Origin of the sequence: Variovorax sp. VNK109, from assembly GCF_049445855.1 — a bacterium.
Lineage (GTDB): Bacteria > Pseudomonadota > Gammaproteobacteria > Burkholderiales > Burkholderiaceae_C > JAGOCV01.
The window spans coordinates 1-1052 of record NZ_JBMSDV010000015.1 but is presented as its reverse complement, the minus strand read 5'-3'; the positions used below and the strand labels follow the sequence as shown (position 1 = coordinate 1052).

Sequence of the window (1052 nt, the reverse complement as noted above, 5' to 3'; positions counted from 1 at the left end):
CCCAATCAGCCCGGCTTCAACATCCTGCGGCTCGGCTACATCGAGTATCAGGTCGTGGATCTGGAGCGTTCGCGTGATTTCTACGTTGACGTCATCGGCCTCTTCGAGACATCCAGGGACGCCGATGCTGTCTACCTGCGTGCCATCGAGGATCGCGATCATCATTGCGTGGTACTTCGTCGCGCGCCCAAACCCGGCATCGGTCATTTCGCGTTCAAGGTCAGCAATGAGCAGGATCTGGTGGCGCTGGAGGCCAAGTACCGGGGCCTCGGTTGTCCTGTGCGCTGGTTTGCGCCCGGCGAACGCATGGCGCAGGGCCGCACGCTGCTCGTCCAGGATCCGCTGGGGTTTCCGGTGGCCTATTACGCGGCCATGGAGCCGGTCGAGTGGCTGCTGCAGAAATACCACCTGCATCGCCACGGTTGTCCCACACGGCTGGATCACGTCAACGTACTGACGCCGGACGCCCACAAGGGCTATGACTGGTACTGCGGCGAACTCGGCTTTCGCCCGGCGGAACTCACCGAATCCGCGCCACCCGAATCGCGCATCTGGGCCAGCTGGCTGTACCGGAAATCCACCGTTCATGACATCGCCGTCATGACCGGGAACGGCCCGGCAGTGCACCATGCGGGTTTCTCCCTGATGGAGCCGATGGGCGTCATCCGCGCTTGCGATGCGCTGGCCGGCGCCGGCTATGCCGACAACATCGAGCGCGGCCCTGCGCGCCACGGGATCTCCAACGCGTTGTTCGTCTACGTGCGCGACCCCGATGGCAACCGCTTCGAGCTCTACACCGGCGACTACCTCACCACCGACCGCGATGCTGCGCCCGTGCGCTGGCTGCTGGACAACCCGCGTCGCCAGACGCTGTGGGGCCCGCCGCCGCCGCGGCGCTGGTTCGAGGAATCGATGAGCGTCGCGCACATCGAGACCGGCGCCATCATGGAGCCGCAGCCGGCGCTGATGCAATCCGTTCCCAAATACGTGCTCGATTGAGAGCACGGCAGTCACACATGAAACGCAAGATCATCATTCCCCCCACGGGCCTG

General features: G+C 64.4%; 1 protein-coding gene. It reads left to right on the top strand.

Annotation, left to right across the window (positions count from 1 at the left end):
• Positions 1 to 999 (top strand): 3,4-dihydroxyphenylacetate 2,3-dioxygenase (hpaD, locus tag ACO2Q9_RS20635; protein WP_423314223.1); only part of this gene is annotated, 999 nt, incomplete at its 5' end.
• Positions 1000 to 1052 lie beyond the last annotated feature (53 nt).